This window comes from Pseudomonas cerasi, from assembly GCF_900074915.1.
Lineage (GTDB): Bacteria > Pseudomonadota > Gammaproteobacteria > Pseudomonadales > Pseudomonadaceae > Aquipseudomonas > Aquipseudomonas cerasi.
Genome location: NZ_LT222319.1, coordinates 385660 through 402808 on the forward strand (window position 1 = coordinate 385660; position 17149 = coordinate 402808).

A 17149-nucleotide genomic window follows, 5' to 3' on the forward strand; every position below is an offset into this window, starting at 1 on the left:
GCAACTCTGGTCTCGAATGGGTTAGTCGTTCCCATCACGTTTCCGATTCTGATTCTGGGTTGTTCAGTGAGGTGTACAGGGCCCGGAACTTGCTCTCAGTTCCTGCCCGAGAGTTCGTTGAACCCGTTTGGTTGCTATGGCGATGAAATCCGCTGTTGGCGAATTCGGCATTGCTTTGCTCGCCTTGGTACTGCCCGCCGACCGGAATGTCGTAACTCACGCCATTGGCCAGTTCTAGCGTGTAATTGCTGGTTGTGGGGTGGTGATCAACGTCAATTGCCCCGGTTTTATCCATGACGCCTTTTTTGACGACTGATGCCCCGTCGCGCAACGTGTAAGGCATACCAGCTCATGCACTAGAGCTTCCGGCGTTGGTTTGCCCAGCATAAAAGGTAAGCGCTTGGGTCACCGAGGACTCGGGCCAGGCAGGGTGGTCGCGATTAAGCTGGGCTGGCCCACTAAACGTCTTCTTCGCCCCTTTGACATCAATCGTCCCCGGCGCGTGAATCTCGATGTTGCCGTCCTTGATGCGGATGTAGCCACCACCGCTGGTAAGCAATATGCCGTCCTGAGCAGCGATTTCTATTCCGGCAGCGGTCGAGGTGATTTTCACCCCTTGCTGCGCGGTCAGCTCCATCGCATCACTTTGCGCCTGCAACTCGATCTTGCCTTTGGCCACGAACAGTTTGGCTCCAGCATTCTGCGCGAACAGGCTGATGCTTTGCGCGACGCTGGCCAGCAGGGATTTGCCGCTGGCGATGCTGACGTCTTCGCCGGTGCTCAGGGTCAGGTGCTTGCCGCTGTGCAGGTGGGTGCTTTTCGGCGTGGCGGTGGCGATGTCGGCAGGGGAGGAGGCGATCAGCAATGGCTGCTGGTAACCCGGTGTCTTGCCGCGTCCGCCGCTGCGGATCGCCCAGGCGGTATCGCCGCCGTTGCGTTGCTGCTCGCCGGGGCCTTGGCTCGGGCTGCCGTCGTCACTGCCGTAGGTCACGTCGGCATCGCTATTGAGCTGGGTGAGGCTGTCCAGGCCTTCCTGCATGGGCAGGGCATTGTGCTGTTGCGCGGTGTCGGACAGGGTCTTGACGCGTTGCTCGCTGTTTTTCAGTTGCTGCTGCGCTTCGCTGGCATCGATCTGTGCGCCCTGGGCACCGCTGCGTTTCCAGGTGCTGAGGTAAAGACCCTGCTGGGCGCGCAGGGCACCGTAAGCATCGGTGCGCAGTTCGAACCCGGTACCACGCAGGCCACCGCGGTTGTTGCCGCGCTGGTCGATCAGGTAACCAAGGTTAAGCTGGGTATGCCCGTGGCTGCTGTGGATCTGGGTGCGAACCTGGCCGGTCGAGTCGTCCATCACCCAGTGGTTGAAACCGCCGCCGCCGACTTCCTTGCTCTTGTAACCGGCCATCAAGCCGCTGGAGTGCCAGGCGGGTTTGTGGCCGCCGTAGACCTGGCCCATGACCAGTGGCCGATCAATGTCGTTGTCCAGAAAGGTGATGACCACTTCTTCACCGGCACGCGGCACATGTACGCTGCCCCAGTCCGGACCACTACTCGGTTGCATCATGCGCAGCCAGCAGGAGCCCAACTCGCCATCCTGAGACAGGCGGTCCCAGTGAAAGCGTACGCAAATCCGGTTCAAGGTGTCGGTAAACACTTCATGGCCGCTGGGCGTGACGACCACTGCGGTCTGTTGGCCGAGGCTTTTGGGTTTGAAATGCTCCGACGGGCTGCGGAACGGCACGCTGTGCAACTGGCCTTCGAAGCGATTGAGGAAGAAGCCGTGGCTGCCGACGCCCAAGGTGTCCGCTACCTTGTTCACGACGCCAAGCCCTGAAGGCTCAGGGCGCACCGATCTGAACAGCGCCGCCAGACTACCCGGCACTTCGCGGCGCTCCTTGGCCAGTGGCAAATTGCTCTCGGCGAACATCTCGACTTCGATCAGCAAAAACTGACGCTCTTCGGCTGCCTTGCGCTCGTACAGCGGATGCTGGGTCAGCTCAAACCAGCGCCCGGCTTCCATCTGCCGCACGCCGCTTTGACCTTGCACACGACGTGCCTGGGATTCACGCTGTTCGATCTGTACGCGGCTCAGCCACTCGCCCCGGTCCTGCTTCTGCCAGCCGTACTGGCCCTGATACTCGTAACGCTCCAGCGCCTGCGGGGCCGAAGCGGCCTGCAAGGCCGGCATCACGGTTTCGCGTGGCTGGCCGTGGGCCAGGTAATCGACACTGCGCCAATGCAGCTTGCCGCTGAGCAACTGCGAGCCACTGCTCCACTGGGTAATGCCGTCCTGTTTCTCTGTGGCGTTCTGGGTGTGAAAGCGAATGCTCTGCGGTGCCAGCGTGGGCAGGGTGTCGACGGTGTCAGTGAAGACGATGCAATGCTTGTCCGCCGTGTGCTCGACGTACCAGAAAAGACCTTCCTGCTCGCACCAGCGCTGCACGAAGTTGGCATCACTTTCATTGAACTGGGTAACGTAGGACAGCGGGGCGTATTCACGTCGCAGGTCCAGGCGGTAATTGCCCTTGGCCTGCTCGTACATCGAGAAAACGGCTTCCAGAATTGTCGGCAGATTCTTGTCCTGCCAGATGCGGCAGTCGAGTCGGTATTCGAGCAGGCTGAACCAGGGCGCGAAGACCAGTTGCCAGTCATGCAGACCGCCGTCATTGCCCAGATAGCGCACGCTCTCGACCAGGCCATGACGCTGCGCGGGAGAACCGTCATCGCAGAGAATCGCCAAGCTGACCGGCTGGCCGATGAGTTTTTCAGGATCGTATTCGGTGTCCTGCACCACCGCGTCAAGGGTGTAGCGAGGAACGCGCCCGATGCGCTCGACCCCATGCATGCGCAGGGCCTGAAGCTGATGCTCGCCCAGCGGCGTGGTGAGTTGCAGAAGGCGTCCGCTCTGGCTGAGAGGTGTGCCAAAGGTCAGGTCCATTGTGTAACTCCTTTACTTGCGCAAACTGTACGTCCTGTCTTTCAAATGGCCACTTCGTGTGGCGAATTGAAAAGAAACACAACGTTCAGCGTCGATCCTGTTTGCCGCCGATGCGCAAGCGACTGCGCTGTTAGTGGCCGATGCGGGGAATGAGTTCCCACACTGGCGGGAAATTCATGATCTTAAGTATCTTCGGCGCAACGCGTTCTGCGCTGGGTGACAAGGCTGCATTTCAACACATTTGGCAACTAGCTAGTAACGTGTTTCATGTTTCGAAATATCATTGCTCAAGGCTGCGGTGTCTACCTGAATTGTTCGCCAGCAGGTGTGCTGCGTTTCTGGAAATGGAGTAAGACTTTGGCTACAGACAGTGCCGACTGCGCTGGGCCAGTTGACGGTAACATCAGCTGGATCAGCGCAACTTTTACTTAAAAACCTATTTCAACGCCTCAACCGCCGCCTCATCCTCCCGCCGATGCGCCCACTGATACAACGCCGGCAATACCAACAACGTCAGCGCTGTCGACGACAGAATCCCGCCAATCACCACCGTCGCCAGCGGTCGCTGCACTTCGGCACCAGTCCCGGTAGCGAGGGCCATGGGGATGAAGCCAAGGGAGGCGACCAGTGCGGTCATCAGCACTGGGCGCAGGCGGGTGAGGGCGCCTTCGTTGATGGCGTTGTGCAGCGAGTGGCCTTGTTCGCGCAGGCTGCGGATGAAGGCGATCATCACCAGGCCGTTCAGCACCGCCACACCCGAGAGGGCGATGAAGCCCACGCCTGCGGAGATCGATAGCGGAATGTCGCGCAGCCATAGGGCCATGACGCCGCCGGTCAGGGCGAACGGGATGCCGGTGAACACCAGAAGGCCGTCCTTGAGGTTGTTGAACATCATGAACAGCAGCGCCAGTACCAGCAGCAGCGCCACCGGCACGACGATCTGCAGGCGTTTTGCGGCCGATTGCAGTTGTTCGAACTGCCCGCCCCAACTGGTCCAGTAGCCGGCCGGGATCTGCACGCCGTTGTCGATGGTGGTGCCCGCTTCTTCGACAAACGAGCCAAGGTCGCGACCGCGCACGTTGGCGCTGACGATGACCACACGCTTGCCGTTCTCGCGGCTGATCTGGTTCGGCCCGAGCACCAGGTCGAGGCTGGCGACCTGGGACAGCGAGATGAAGCTGATCTGCTGGTTGCTGTTGGCACTCGCAGGCACCGGAATGAGCAGGCTGGAAAGCCCGTCCACATCGGTTCGCAGTTGCTCGGAGAGGCGCACCACCATGTCAAAACGGCGGTCGCCCTCATACAGTGTGCCCGCCTGACGACCGCCCAGCGCAATGGCGATGGCGTCCTGCACGTCGGCCACGTTGAGGCCGTAACGCGCGGCCTTGTCGCGGTCGATGTTGATGGTCAACACCGGCAGCCCGGTGGTCTGCTCGACTTTGACTTCCGAAGCACCCGGCACTTTTTGCAGGGTGGCGGCGATTTTTGCGGCGGTCTGGTTCAGCACGTTCATGTCGTCGCCGAAGACCTTTACCGCCACATCGCTACGCACCCCCGAAACCAGCTCGTTGAAGCGCAACTGGATCGGCTGGGACAGTTCGTAGTTGCTGCCCGGCACACTGGCGGCGGCCTTTTGCAGGTCGGCGATCAGTGTTTCGCGAGACTTGTCCGGGTCCGGCCATTCACTTTGCGGCTTGAGCATCACGTAGCTGTCAGAGATGTTGGGCGGCATCGGGTCGGCGGCGATCTCGGCGGTGCCGGTGCGTGCGAACACGCGCTGCACTTCCGGGACCTTGTCGATGATGGCTTTTTCCAGACGCTGCTGAATGTCCACCGACTGTGTCAGGCTGGTGCCCGGCACCCGCAGGGCCTGCAGGGCGAAGTCGCCTTCGCTCAAGCTTGGGATGAACTCGCTGCCCATGCGGCTGGCGGTGAAGCCGGACAACACGATCAGCACCAAGGCCATGCCGAACGCTATCGAGCGATGCCCCAGTACCCAGCTCAGGATCGGTGCGTAGCGCTGGCGAGCGGTGCGCATCACCAGGCCTTCTTCTTCCTTGACCTTGCCGGTGACGAACATGGCGATGGCGGCAGGCACGAAGGTCACCGAAAGAATCATGGCGCCGAGCAGGGCGATGACCACGGTGAAGGCCATCGGGTGGAACATTTTGCCTTCCACTCCGGTGAGGGCGAAGATCGGCAGGTACACGACCATGATGATCAACTGACCGAAAATCAGCGGCCGACGCGCTTCTCTTGCGGCGGCGAAGACCTCATGGAAACGCTCGCTGCGGGTCAGCATGCGGCCGTGCTTTTGCTGGGCATGCGCCAGCCTGCGGATTGCGTTTTCGACGATCACCACCGCGCCATCGACAATGATGCCGAAGTCCAGCGCACCCAGGCTCATCAGGTTGGCGCTGACCTTGTTGGTGAACATGCCGGTGAAGGTGAACAGCATGGCCAGCGGAATCACCATGGCGGTGATCAGCGCAGCACGGATGTTGCCGAGGAACAGAAACAGAATCACGATGACCAGAATCGCGCCTTCGATCAGGTTCTTTTTCACTGTTGCGATGGCTTTTTCGACCAGGTTGGTGCGGTCGTAAACCGTTACCGCTTCGACGCCTTCGGGCAGTGTGCGATTGATGTCGGCGAGTTTGGCGGCCACGGCCTGTGACACCGTCCGGCTGTTTTCACCGATCAGCATGAACACGGTGCCGAGCACCACTTCGCGGCCATTTTCGGTGGCGGCACCGGAGCGCATTTCCTTGCCGATGCCGACTTCGGCCACGCTGCTGATTCTGATCGGCGTGCCCTGCACGTTGGCAATGACGATGTTGGCGATGTCGTCCACGGTGCCCAGCTGACCCGGTGCGCGAATCAGTAACTGCTCGCCGCCGCGCTCGATATAACCTGCGCCGACGTTGGCGTTGTTGCGCTCCAGCGCTGCCACCAGGTCGTTCAGCGTCAGCTTGTAGGCCGCCAGCTTCTTCGGATCGGGCGCGATCTGGTACTGCCTGGCAAAACCGCCGATGGTGTTGATCTCGGCCACGCCCGGTACGTTGCGTAATTGCGGCTTGATGATCCAGTCCTGAATCACCCGCAGGTCGGTCGGCGTGTACGGCGTACCGTCCTCCTTCAGCGCGCCCTCGCGCGCTTCGACTGTCCACAGGAAGATCTCGCCGAGGCCGGTGGAGATCGGCCCCATCATCGCATCGACGCCTTCCGGCAACTGGTCCTTGGCGATCTGCAGGCGCTCGTTCACCAGTTGGCGGGCGAAGAACAGGTCGGTGCCGTCCTCGAAAATCACCGTGACCTGCGACAGGCCAGAGCGTGACAGCGAGCGCGTCTGTTGCAGGCCGGGCAGGCCCGCCATGTTGGTCTCGATGGCGAAGGTGATGCGCTGCTCGGTTTCCAGCGGCGAGAAGCCGGGCGCAGAGGTGTTGATCTGCACCTGTACGTTGGTGATGTCGGGGACCGCATCGATGGGCAGTTTCTGGTAACTGGCGATGCCCAGCCCAGCCATGAGCAGCACAGCAAGCATCACGACGATGCGCTGTTCAATCGCGAATTGAATCAACCGTTCAAACATGGGGGTGTACTCGTGGGACGCAGATCAATGGGCGTGCTCGGCGGAGCCTTTGCCCAGCTCCGACTTGAGGATGAAACTGCCAGCGGTGGCCACTTGTGTGCCGGCCGCCAGGCCCTTGACGATTTCCACGTGGCCACCATCGTTGCGGCCCAGTGTCACCGGCGTCAGTTGAAAACCTTCAGCGTTGCGCACGAAGACCGAGGGTTTGTCCTCGACCGACTGGATCGCCGTTTCGGGAAGACTGACCGCCACACTGGCCTGCTCGGCGGCGACTTCCACCGAAACGAACAGGCCGGGACGCCACGCGCCCTGCGGGTTGGCCAGTGTCACGCGCACGGCCGCAGCACGGGTCTGCTCGCCCAGCAGGCTGCCGACGTAGCCGACTCGTCCTTCGACCCGGGCATTCAGGTCGGGCGCACTGACGATGACCGGACGACCGACCACCACCTTGTCCAGATCCCTGGGCGCTACGCCGAAGGTGGCCCAGACACGCGACAGGTCGGACAGCGTGAAGGCATTGCTCGCTTCGCTGACCATCTCGCCGATGCCGAGGTGTTTCTCCACGACTATGGCGTCAAATGGCGCGATCAATTCGTAGCGATTGCCCGCGGATGGGTTCAGGCTGGCACCGATGGCGCTGATCTTCTGCCGCGCGTTGGCCAGGTTGATGTCGGCTTCCTGAAAGTCCTGACGGGCCTGCAAGTAATCCTGCTCGGCCGAGATTCTGTCTTCCCAGAGCTTCTTTTCGCGTTGCAAGGTCAGGCGCGTCAGTTCCTGACGTCGTTGTGCAGCGTTCAATTCGCTGCGTTGATCGGAAATCTGCTGGCTGGCAATCACCGCCAGCACCTGGCCCTTCTTCACCGATTGACCCAGATCGACCTTCACCGCTTCGACCACGCCGCTGACCCGCGGCACGACATGCGCAGTGCGGTCTTCATCGAAGCGGATTTCACCGGGGAAGGTCACGGTCGTGCTCATCTGCCGGGGTTCTGCGATGGCCAGCTCGATGCCTGCCGCCTTGATCTGCTCGGCAGTCAGCTCGATGTGTCCCTCTTCCTCTTCGTGAGAAGCTTCCGAGGCTGCGGTGTCCGATTTTTTCGCCTCGTCGGCGTGGCCTGGCTCTTCAGCATGGTCCTGCCCGGATTCATGCGCGTGCTCATCGGCTGACGGTTCTGGTCCGGCTGCGAACGGCAGCCTCTGCGGGTTCAGGGTCAGACTGCCCAGACCAATGATGACCACCACCGCCAGCGCGATGGCAATGCTTCGTTTGTTGTTCATGAAGGCTCCCGGCGATCAGGTGCGTGCAGCACTTTTGGATACGCTCGATACAGGCGGAAAAGGAAAGTCAGGGGTTGAGGCTGAAACGGTTGAGATCACCGTGGATTCGCTCGATGGCGACTCTGGCCTCGGTGGCTGTGGCCAGCGATTCGAGGTATTGGCTGCGCGCCGAGATCAGCGTTCGTTGCGCGTCCAGCACTTCGAGAAAGCCGAACTTGCCCATCTCGAAACCGCGCGTTGCCGTGTCGACGGCACGTTGCGCGGCGGGCAGGATCACGCGGTCGAAGGACTCGACCTCCTGCGCGGCGGTGTTCCATTGATCGAGGGCTGACTGCGTCTGGGTGCGCAGCTTCAGTTCGACGGCGTTACGCAGGTCGCGCGACTGATCGGCACGGCGTGATGCCGCGAGCACGTTGCCTTGGTTCCGGTCGAATAGCGGGAGCGGCATCGACAGGCCCACGACGTTGACCCGCTCGCGCTCTTCGCGGCTGTACTGGCTGCCAACGCTGACGGTCAGGTCAGGGATGCGCTTGGCGCGCTCCGAACCCAGCGCGGCTTCGCGCTGCTCGATCTGGGTCTGCGCCAGGCGCAGCTCGGCGGACTGATTGAGGGCGGTCAGTAGCTTTGCGCTCGGTGGCAGCTTGCCTGGCGACAGGTCGCTGTAGTCCAGGTGCTCGAAAGAGGCGAGCGGCGAACCGGTGGTGCGCGCCAGTTCGCGGTTGCTGTTGATTTTCAGGGTCTCTGCGCGGCGTACCAGCAGGTCGGTTTCGGCCAGTTGTACCTGGGCGCGTGTGGCTTCCACCGGTGACACCTTGCCTGCCCGAACACGCCCCTCGGCAACCTGCAGGCCGCGTTCGGCCAGTGTCCTGGATTGGCGCGCCAGGTCCAGACCTGCCTGCGCCCGCGCCGCTGCGTAGAACGCCTGAACCACTTCGGCCCGCAGTTCGTTGCCGCGACGCTCCAGCTCCAGCCGCGCAGCGTCCTGGCCCTTGCTGGCGGCTTCGATGCGTGCTCCGCGCTTGCCGCCCAGTTCCAGTGCCTGGCTGAGCATCACGGTGGTGGTGCTGGTCTCGCGGCGGGTGTCTTCCACTTCCCATGACACGGTCGGGTTAGGGATCAGCCCGGCCTGCTGTCGATCGCCTTCGGCGACGCCGATCTCCCACTGGGCTGCGGCAAGTTCCGGGTTACGGGCGAAGGCTGCCTCCAGTGCCTGAGCCAGGCTGATGCCTTGGGCTGCGGCGATGCCAGGGGCAACAAACGGTAACAACACCAGGCACAGTGCGGCGACTCTCATAGCGCACTCCCTGCCAATCGATCTATACGCTGAGCGCGCACGTTATTCTCCAGTCGCATGACTCACCCCATCGAAAGCAAAAAACAAACAGGCACCAGGGCGCTGAAGTTGGCTGAGGGGACTTTATGCAACCGGAGTTATCAGAGGGATTGCTGCAAAATTACGATTTTGTTATCCAGCGGGATGGGCGTTTCTTTTCAGTACACTGCACGGCATCGTCATTCATCGTTCATCAAACAGGAAGCCTGGTTATGCGAATCCTTGTCGTCGAGGACGAGCCAAAAACTGCCGAATACATGCATCAGGGGCTGACCGAAAGCGGCTATATCGTCGATATCGCTGCAACCGGCCTCGATGGTCTCTATCTCGCGCAGCATCAGGCTTACGATGTGGTGATACTGGACGTGAACCTGCCGGAGATGGACGGCTGGGAGGTGTTGAGCCGCCTGAGGAAGACCGTCAGTACGCGCATCATGATGGTCACTGCACGAGGCCGTCTCGAAGAGAAGGTCAAGGGCCTGGAAATGGGCGCCGATGATTACCTGGTCAAGCCATTCGAGTTTCCCGAGTTACTGGCACGGGTCCGCACGCTGATGCGCCGCAGCGAGCAGACCACCACCTCCAAGGTGTTGCAGGTCGGCGATCTGGAGCTGGATCAGGGGCGCCACAGGGCATTCCGCGGCAGCCAGCGCATCGACCTGACGACCAAGGAGTTCGCGCTGCTGCACCTGTTGATGCGGCACAGCGGCGAAGTCATGTCGCGCACCCAGATCATTTCTCTGGTCTGGGACATGAACTTCGATTGCGACACCAATGTGGTGGAGGTGTCGATCCGCCGTCTGCGGGCGAAGATCGATGATCCTTTCGAGACCAAGCTGATTCACACGCTGCGTGGCGTCGGTTACGTACTGGAAGTGCGTGAATGAAGCTGACCCGTCTCTCGACACGCCTCGGATTGACGGTCGCGGCGCTCATCGGGTGTCTGGTGCTGGTCATGGAAATGCTTGCCTACACAGCCATTTCCCGTCAGCTCGATATACGTGCTGAAGACAGTTTGAGCGAGAAGTTCAGGCAGATCGAACACAGCATGAGCGAGGGGTTTCTGGGCATCGAGGACATCGTCCAGTACCCGCACACGCTGCGTGACCAGATCGTCGGGCATGACAGCTTCTCGCTGACCATGCTCGACGCGGGCAACCCTCGGCAAGAGCTGATGAGCGTTGGTAGCGTAGAGGGGCGAAATCTGCCGGTTCCCGATACCGATGCGCTGCCGCCAGGCTTTCAGGAACTGAAATCCGCCCAGGGCCACAAGATTCTGCTGGGTTACAGGACCGTACGCCTCAAGACCGGTCAGGACGTGCTGGTCAGGCTGTCCATGGACAGGGAAAGCGACACCGCGCTGTTGCACGCTTACGTCAGATCGACCTGCATGGCCTTGCCGGTGATTCTGTTGCTGGTCGGCTTTGGCGTCTGGTGGGTGGTGCGTCGCGGGCTCAGGCCGCTGCGGGCATTCAGGAAAGTCACCGCGCTGATCTCGGCCCGCGACCTGTCTCATCGCATGAAAGTGAAGGGCCTGCCTGACGAGTTGCGCGACCTGGCACATGCCGTCAACTTCATGCTGCACAGGCTGGACGGCGATGTGCAGCAATTGGCGCAGTTCTCGGACGACCTCGCGCATGAGCTGCGCTCGCCGATGAACAACCTGATGGGTCGGGCGCAGGTCACGCTGTCCAGACCGCGCCCGTCGGAGGAATACAAACAGGCGCTGGAATCCTGCAGCGAAGAGCTGGAGCGCATGTCGCGCATGATCAGTCAGATGCTGTTTCTGGCCAGCGTCAGCCAGCCCTCAGCGCCATTGCCGGTCGAGGTCATCGACCTTCGCGAGGAGGCAGACAAGGTCGCCGAACTGTTCTCCTCCTCGGCGGAGGATCGCGACATCACCCTGCAGGTTCATGGGCACGCCAGGGCGACCGGGGACAGGCTGATGATTCAGCGAGCGATTTCCAATCTGCTGTCCAACGCCATTCGCCATGGTCTGTCCGGCAGCGTCATTACCCTTACGCTTGCCACGCACGAAGATGAAGTGTCACTGGCGGTGCGCAATGCGGGGGATGGCATTGATGCCGAATACCTGCCGCGCCTGTTCGATCGTTTCTATCGGGTGCATGTCAGCCGCGCGCGACAGCAGGGCGGGACCGGGCTTGGGCTGGCGATTGTGCGCTCCATCATGAGCCTGCATGAAGGGCAGGTGACGGTGCAGAGCGAGCCGGGCCAATTCACCACGTTCAGCCTGATCTTTCCTAAACTGGTGTAATGCGTCAGGTTGGTGGTCGTTCTTCAAGAACCTTTCGCTGACCCCCTGCTCATAGTGTGTGAGCGGGTATTGCCCGGATGCTTCAGATGAAGCTGAACCTATAAGGATGGACGTATGACAGTTGCTTTCTGGTGCGTGCTGGTCGCGATCCTGCTGCCGATTATGTGTGCCGGTATCGCCAAGTTCGGCAGCGGCAAATTCGGCAGTGGGCATAATCATGATCCGCGTGCCTTTCTCGACAAGCTGGAGGGGTTCCCGCGCCGCGCGCATGCTGCCCAGTTGAACAGCTTTGAAGTGACCCCGGCGTTTGCCGCAGCGGTGATCATTGCGCACATTGCCGGTAACGCGCAGTTGGTGACCATTGATGTGCTGGCGGTACTGTTTATCACCAGTCGCCTGCTGTACATCATTTTCTACCTGGCCGATCTGGCCGCACTGCGCTCGCTTGTCTGGCTGGTGGGCATGGGCCTGATCATCGCGTTGTTCGGGGTATCGGCTTTCCCGGCCGTGTCCTGACAGGCTGTTCGCGACGCTGCCGATCATGCGCAGCGTCGCGACCTGATCAATCGTCTGGCTGGACTTTCTCGAGTTCGGTCTGCGCTTCCTGCAATTCCTTGCGCGAATCGGCGAGCTTGTCCTTGCGCTTGTTGATCTTCTCCGGATCGCCCTTTTCCATGGCCTTGTTCAGGTCGGTCTGACGGCGACTGACTTCCTGCTTGGCGTCGAGCACCTTTTGCTTGCGCTGTTTGATCAATGACGTTTCGGTGCAGTTGGCGTTGACCTCGGCGAGTGCCTTTTCAAGGCCGGCCTGTTCTGCCTTGTTGCCCTCGGTCTTGGCATCCTGAATCTTGCTGCTGATTTCCTGGCTTTTGATCTGGCATTCGGACGGCACCGGGGCCTGAGCGTCTGCGAACACGGTTGTGGCGAGCAGCGTGCAACTGGTGAAAAGAATCAGTGGTGATAAAAACTGCATATGAACTCCGTTTGAATACGGACAGAAAAATGAACGTCCGCTACTTAAAACCTGAAATGCTCTGTGCCTGCAATTGCTGGCTCAGTGCCTGTACCTGCGGGTCCTGAAAAAAAGCCCTGAGCCTGGTTGCGCGACCAGGACCGATGCCTGGCTCTGCTTGCCATTGCTCCACACTGCGTTCAGCCAGCTCGTGCCAGTTGTCGGGCAGTCTGGCGCCTCCGGTGGGCGGCAGTCCGATGGCCTTGAGCCATGTCTGAAACGGCCGTTCGCGTGCGGTCTGCAGGCTGTTGAGCAGTTTAGCGCTACTGCGTTCAGCGAAGCCGGGAATGTTAGCAAGCTCAGCATGATTCAGGGTCATCCAATCGAGTAAGCCCATGATTTGGCCGTTCTCGATAAGCGTGTTCCAGGTCCCTGGACCCACGCCGGGCAACGCCAGGCCTTTCTTGCCGCTGAGCCATGCCAGTCTGGCGCGGAACTGGCTTTCACAGCCCGGTGTGGCTTGCCAGCAGCTCAGTTCATGAAAGTCTTCGGCTCGCGGAATGATTATGTCGGCTCGTTCGGCAGCACGGGTCACCACCCCGTCGAGTCGTGGGATCGTCAACCCGGCCAGGCTCACGGCGATCTGATCGCCAGGCCTGATATCCAGTGTTTGCCAGCGCTGCAGCGAGCCCGTGCTGATGCGGCTGACGGTACGGTCGTCGAGGCGTACCGGGGTCAGCTCCAGCACCGGCGTAATTCTGCCGCTGCGGCCGATCTTGAAGTTGACCTTGCGCACCTCGGCCAGTGCCTGGGCGTAGGGATGTTTCCAGGCGGCGATCCAGTAAGGCGCACTGGCTTGCCAGCGTTGCGCGGGTGGACGTTGGCTTTGACGCATGATCACGCCATCGGTGGCGAACGGCAGGGGATTGCGATACCAATGCTCGCGCCAGCGTGCGGCCTTGGCGTAGTTTTCCAGTGGGTGCGAATAGGCCGCGCTGTCCTCAAAACCCATGGCTTGCAGGCCTGCGAGACGTTGCGCCATATCGCCAGGCCCGTTCGGCCAGTCCCAGACGAATAGCTCGATGGCGTCGGCCTGCTGCGGGCTGATCGTCTGCCGCGCCAGCAATCCCGCGACCTTGCTGCGCGCGTTGACGCTGCCGGATGCTGACTGAATATGGTCGTCCAGACGCCAGTACAGCTCGCCTTGCAATATTGCGGATTCAGGCTGGGGCAGTTGTTGAGGAATGGCCTTGATCAGTCGCGCCTGCGAGGTCCAGTCCTGCCCCTTGCGCCCATCACCACGACTGATCGCCTGCACAAGCTGGCCGTTTTCGTAGACCAGGGTGACGGCTACGCCATCGACCTTGGGTTGAATCCACAGATCGTTGCGGTCCTTGAGCCAGTCCTTGACGCTGCTTTCGTCGGCCAGCTTGTTGACGCCCGTGTGCGCCACGGGATGAGGCAACGGGCCGACTGCTGTCTTTAGCGGATCGGCCTCGGGGGTGGAAACGGCAAAGCACGAGCGCCACAGGTTCAGCTTCTGCCGCGCCTGATCGTAAAGCTCGTCCGGAATGGGTGAAATGCCCTGGCGGTGGTAGCTGTCGTCCCACGCAGCCATCTGCTGTTGCAAGTTTGTGACCTCGCTGCGCGCCTTGGCTGCAGGCCAGTCAGGGCATTGACTGGCATTGCCGAAGCCGGGCAGAAGAAACACAAGAGCGAACGTCATCAGGCGAATGGTGGGCAGCATCGAAGCATCCTTGCTTTAGGAATGGGCTCGATGAGGCTAGTCGTTGTCGCGTGGTGATGGGGCAGGGCTTGGTTACCGGGTTTTGCGATGGAGCAGGGCGGCATGTCCACGCAGAGTGCTCAGTGACTGCACCGGCGTCTTCGTGAGCAAGCTCACACGCCCTTCAGGCAGAAGCGCAGAGCATCGGGCACGATAGTTGATGTTATCGTTCCTCGCGCTCCCGCGTGGGAACGCAGTTCTCGACGCTCTGCGTCGTCAAGAGGACGCGGAGCATCCAGAAAGGCATGCGACGCAGAGCGCCGCACGATAGTCGGGCCTGCACCTGCCCTTCGTGAGCAAGCTCACTCCCACGCCCTTCGGGCAGAAGCGCAGAGCATCGGGCACGCACGATAGTTGAGGTTATCGTTCCTCACGCTCCAGCGTGGGAATGCAGTTCTCGACGCTCTGCGTCGTCAAGAGGACGCGGAGCGTCCAGAAAGGCATGCGACGCAGAGCGCCGCACGATAGTCGCGCCTGCACCTGCCCTTCGTGAGCAAGCTCACTCCCACGCCCTTCGGGCAGAAGCGCGGAGCATCGGGCACGATAGTTGAGATGATCGTTCCTCACGCTCCAGCGTGGGAATGCCTTGGGTGACGCTCTGCGTCACAAGTCTGCGGCGCGCCGCATTTTCTTGATCGGACTCGGACCGTCCATATCTCCAGACGAAAAAAAGCCCCGAAACGACCAGGTCGTCCGGGGCTTTTTTCTGGGTTTTTACAGGCCGGCAGCTGCGCGCAGGGCGTCGGCGCGGTCGGTTTTTTCCCAAGTGAAGGCGGTGAAGGTGTCATCGCCAACGGTCATTTCGACCGGGATACGACCGAAGTGGCCGTAGGCTGCAGTGGCCTGGTACATCGGGTGCAGCAGGTCGAGCATGGTGGTGATTGCGTAAGGACGCAGGTCGAAGTTGTCGCGGACCAGCTTGATGATCTTGTCATCGGACAGCTTGCCGGTGCCGAACGTGTTCAGCGAGATCGAAGTCGGTTGAGCGACGCCGATGGCGTAGGACACCTGGATCTCGCAACGCTCGGCCAGGCCGGCAGCGACGATGTTCTTGGCCACGTAACGACCGGCGTAGGCGGCCGAGCGGTCAACCTTCGATGGGTCCTTGCCGGAGAAAGCGCCGCCGCCGTGACGGGCCATGCCGCCGTAGGTGTCGACGATGATCTTGCGGCCGGTCAGGCCACAGTCGCCTACCGGGCCACCGATGATGAAGTTGCCGGTCGGGTTGATGTGGAACTGGGTGTCCTTGTGCAGCAGGTGCGCAGGGATGACGTGTTTGACGATCAGTTCCATCACGCCTTCGCGCAGGTCCTTGTACGACACATCCGGGTTGTGCTGGGTCGACAACACGATAGCGTCAACGCCGACCACCTTGCCGTTTTCGTAACGGCAGGTAACCTGGGATTTGGCATCCGGGCGCAGCCACGGCAGCAGGCCGGATTTACGCGCTTCGGCCTGACGCTGCACCAACTGGTGGGAGAAGGTGATCGGCGCTGGCATCAGCACGTCGGTCTCGTTGCTGGCGTAGCCGAACATCAGGCCCTGGTCGCCAGCGCCCTGATCTTCAGGTTTGCTGCGGTCAACGCCCTGGGCGATGTCTACCGACTGCTTGCCGATGATGTTCATCACGCCGCAGGTCGCGCCGTCGAAACCGACGTCGGAGCTGTTGTAGCCGATGTCGAGGATGACGTTACGCACGATGTCTTCCAGATCGACCCAGGCCGAAGTCGACACTTCGCCAGCGATGATCGCCACACCGGTCTTGACCAGTGTTTCGCACGCTACACGGGCGTATTTGTCTTCAGCGATGATGGCGTCCAGAACCGCGTCGGAAATCTGGTCGGCGATCTTGTCCGGATGCCCTTCGGACACGGACTCGGAGGTGAAAAGTGAGTATTCGCTCATCTCTACGGGTTTCCTTCATTTTACCGATGGTGAGTGTCGCCAGCCGGTCGCTGAAAATGGCGAACCTGGATCTGGAAACCATTACGTAAGCCTACATAGAGGCTTTCCCCGGGAACTAGCCCCGCAGCGATGGCCCAACGGGCCAGGTCTTCCTGCTCGAAACCTAACCAGAGATCGCCACAGGCCTCCCTGGCCCAACTCTGGTCATGACTACACAATTCTGTTACCAGCAGGCTACCGCCGGGTTTTACATGTTCGGCCAGTTGCCTCAAGGCTTCGGCCGGTACCGCGAAATGATGCAGCACCATGTTGAGGACGACGCAATCGGCACTGACTTTAGCGTCGGTCAGTGCATCGGCCAGCCTCAGCTCAACGTTAGCCAGCGCCCTGCGCTCGCAGACGCTACGCGCCAGGTCCAGCATCACCGGGCTGTTGTCCATCGCGATGACCTGACCGAAGCGCCGCGCCAGCTCAGGGAGGAAGCCGCCGTCACCGGGGCCTACTTCCAGAGCGGTTGCCTGCGCACCAAAGCTCAGTTTGTCGAGCAGGGTCAGCAGGCTTTCGCTGTACTGCGCCAAACCGGCGATCAGGTCCTGCTGGGCGCGAAACTTTTCTGCGGTACGGGCGAAAAAATCCTGACTGGCCAGTGCCCGTTGCCGATGCACCAAGCCGATACGGCTCTGTACCTCGTCCGGCAAGTCCAGCGTATCCACTTCGTCGAGCAACGCCGCATGCAGCCTGCCACCCGGCAGTTCGGTGTGGGGCAGGGCGCGCCGGTAGAAAATCGCGTTGCCTTCACGCCGTGTCGCGACCAGATCAGCCTGCGCCAGCACCTTGAGGTGATGGCTCATGCCGGACTGGCCGATAGCGAAAATCTGCGCCAGTTCCAGCACGCCGAACGAGTCGTTGGTCAGCACACGCAGCACGTTCAGCCGCAAGGGATCGCCGCCGGCCTTGCACAATGCAGAGAGGTCGTCGCATGCATCGTGGCGAATGGCAGGTACACGCAGGTTCATAGCTGCGCAGTCTAGAGAGCGATCCGGAGTGTCGCAAGGGCAATATCAAAAAGTTTTGATATTGCTCGATGGATGGC

The 17149-nt window shown here is 61.0% G+C and carries 10 protein-coding genes and 1 pseudogene; 3 read left to right on the forward strand and 8 right to left on the reverse strand.

Annotated elements, in window-relative coordinates; all coding sequences use genetic code 11:
- Positions 1 to 34: 34 nt before the first annotated feature.
- From PCPL58_RS04240 to PCPL58_RS04255, 4 genes and pseudogenes are all read right to left on the reverse strand, one after another.
- Positions 35 to 2935, reverse strand: a pseudogene (locus PCPL58_RS04240) (type VI secretion system Vgr family protein).
- A 436-nt stretch (positions 2936 to 3371) separates the two neighbouring features.
- Positions 3372 to 6527 carry a CusA/CzcA family heavy metal efflux RND transporter gene (locus tag PCPL58_RS04245; RefSeq protein ID WP_065348878.1) on the reverse strand — a complete coding sequence of 1052 codons (3156 nt, stop codon included), beginning with the start codon at positions 6525 to 6527 and terminating at the stop codon, positions 3372 to 3374.
- Positions 6528 to 6551: 24 nt separating this feature from the next.
- On the reverse strand, positions 6552 to 7805 hold the full coding sequence (locus tag PCPL58_RS04250; protein WP_065348879.1) for an efflux RND transporter periplasmic adaptor subunit: 1254 nt from the start codon (positions 7803 to 7805) through the stop codon (positions 6552 to 6554).
- Between the two features lie 67 nt (positions 7806 to 7872).
- On the reverse strand, positions 7873 to 9099 hold the full coding sequence (locus tag PCPL58_RS04255) for a TolC family protein (RefSeq protein ID WP_065348880.1): 1227 nt from the start codon (positions 9097 to 9099) through the stop codon (positions 7873 to 7875).
- Positions 9100 to 9350: 251 nt separating this feature from the next.
- Here PCPL58_RS04255 and PCPL58_RS04260 point away from each other — a divergent pair, with 251 nt between their 5' ends.
- From PCPL58_RS04260 to PCPL58_RS04270, 3 genes are all read left to right on the forward strand, one after another.
- Entirely contained in the window at positions 9351 to 10025 is a 675-nt protein-coding gene (locus tag PCPL58_RS04260; protein WP_003372647.1) for a heavy metal response regulator transcription factor, read from the forward strand.
- On the forward strand, positions 10022 to 11413 hold the full coding sequence (locus PCPL58_RS04265; protein ID WP_065348881.1) for a heavy metal sensor histidine kinase: 1392 nt from the start codon (positions 10022 to 10024) through the stop codon (positions 11411 to 11413). The genes PCPL58_RS04260 and PCPL58_RS04265 overlap by 4 nt, the downstream gene beginning before the upstream one ends.
- A 114-nt stretch (positions 11414 to 11527) precedes the next feature.
- Positions 11528 to 11929 (forward strand): MAPEG family protein, encoded by a 402-nt coding sequence (locus PCPL58_RS04270; protein ID WP_003432473.1) that lies wholly within the window; start codon positions 11528 to 11530, stop codon positions 11927 to 11929.
- Between the two features lie 46 nt (positions 11930 to 11975).
- Here PCPL58_RS04270 and PCPL58_RS04275 read toward each other — a convergent pair whose 3' ends face one another.
- The 4 genes from PCPL58_RS04275 to PCPL58_RS04290 all read right to left on the reverse strand — a co-directional run bounded on the left by PCPL58_RS04275 (position 11976) and on the right by PCPL58_RS04290 (position 17072).
- Positions 11976 to 12386, reverse strand: coding sequence for a DUF1090 domain-containing protein (locus PCPL58_RS04275; RefSeq protein WP_003432477.1), 411 nt, complete (start codon positions 12384 to 12386; stop codon positions 11976 to 11978).
- 40 nt (positions 12387 to 12426) lie between these two features.
- Positions 12427 to 14112: an NAD-dependent DNA ligase LigB gene (gene ligB, locus PCPL58_RS04280; protein WP_065348882.1), complete on the reverse strand. Its 1686-nt coding sequence runs from the start codon at positions 14110 to 14112 to the stop codon at positions 12427 to 12429.
- Between the two features lie 753 nt (positions 14113 to 14865).
- Positions 14866 to 16056, reverse strand: coding sequence for a methionine adenosyltransferase (metK, locus tag PCPL58_RS04285; RefSeq protein WP_003372639.1), 1191 nt, complete (start codon positions 16054 to 16056; stop codon positions 14866 to 14868).
- Positions 16057 to 16076: 20 nt separating this feature from the next.
- A complete protein-coding gene (locus PCPL58_RS04290) occupies positions 16077 to 17072 on the reverse strand; it encodes an ArsR/SmtB family transcription factor (RefSeq protein ID WP_065348883.1) in 996 nt (331 codons plus the stop codon).
- Between the last annotated feature and the right edge of the window lie 77 nt (positions 17073 to 17149).